This is a genomic window from Flavobacterium hauense (assembly GCF_054457175.1).
In genome coordinates, this window is sequence record NZ_JBTKVX010000043.1 from 1 (window position 1) to 1,289 (window position 1,289).

At 53.5% G+C, this 1,289-nt stretch carries 1 pseudogene; it reads right to left on the minus strand.

The features are described from left to right. A pseudogene (locus ACX0HA_RS17580) lies at positions 1 to 1,289 on the minus strand (hypothetical protein); the annotation flags it as partial.

The following is a 1,289-nucleotide window of genomic DNA, read 5'->3' on the forward strand; positions in this document are numbered from 1 at the left end:
GGCGCCGGCTCTACGATCAGCTTCAGCTGGACAGGGTCATTGCTAACACAGCCCGTGATGGTATTCTCTACCCTTACCCAGATCAGCTGAAGGTATGGGGTCGGGTTCTGGTAGTTCGTCGTATTGGGGATGGCATTAAGGCCGCTTAAGGCATCTTCCCTGGTTTCATGGAAGGTAACCTCAAGGCCCGGCTCGCCGTTTTTCATGTCTTCAATAAGCGCTTCAAGGTCAAACTCTCCTGTGCCCTGGCCGTTGGTATCACATACCGTCAGCTCATCCTGGCTCGGTGGAAGGATAATAGGCTCAGGGATAACATCAACATCAAGGAAGCCGATCCTGTAACAGCCAGTGGCCTCTATGGTGAAGCGTACGAAAAGGGTCTCTGCACCCGGCTCCTGGTTTACATAGGCTGTAGGGTTAGCTATAGCATTGGTATTGCTGTTGGCCTGGGCAAAGGTATCATGGTAGCTTACCGCAACACCGTTCTGGTCCGCAATGAACACAGGGATGGTGCTGGTAAGGTCAAAGGTCTCATATTGTTCCGGGGCATCGGTCTCACAAAGGGCATATACATACTGGTTGGTCAATAGCACCGGTAGCGGGTTTACGATCAGCTGTAAGGCTACGATGTCATAACAGCCCGTTACGTTATTGGTAACCCTGGCATAGACTATGGCAGTCTGCGAGAGGTAGCTCATCGGATTGGGGATTGCCGGGGTGCCTGCTACTGCATTGCCCTGGCTGGTAAAGAACGCAAGGCTGAACTGTGCAGGGTCGATGCTGCCATAGATCTCGGCTGCCCTGCTGCTTAGGTTAAAGATGGCATAACCATCGGTATCGCTCACCCCGTCATCGCATAGCTCATAGTCTTCTGGCGTGGTGGCCTCAGGGACAGGGTTTACGATCAGCTGAAGCACGACGATGTCATAACAGTCCGTAAGGGTTGATTTTACCCTTAGGTACACCTGCTGGCTGTTGGGAAGGATGCTAAGGTAGCTGCCCGGGTTAGGGATTGCATTCACACCGTGTTCGGCATCCTCAGGGGTCTCATGCGCAGTTACAACTACATTGCCAAGGGCTGCCTCGATGGCCTGCATGCTCGGGACCAGGTCAAAAACCTCAAAACGGTCAAGGTTACCATCACACTCAGCGATGGGTGCAGGGGTTGCAGCGATTGGAGCCGGGATAACATGAAGCTCCACAACAGCCGTGGTTACACAGCCTGTGCTACCATCGGTAACCCTGGCATAGATGTTCGAGTCCGCTCCAAGGTGTGGGTTAGCCAGTGC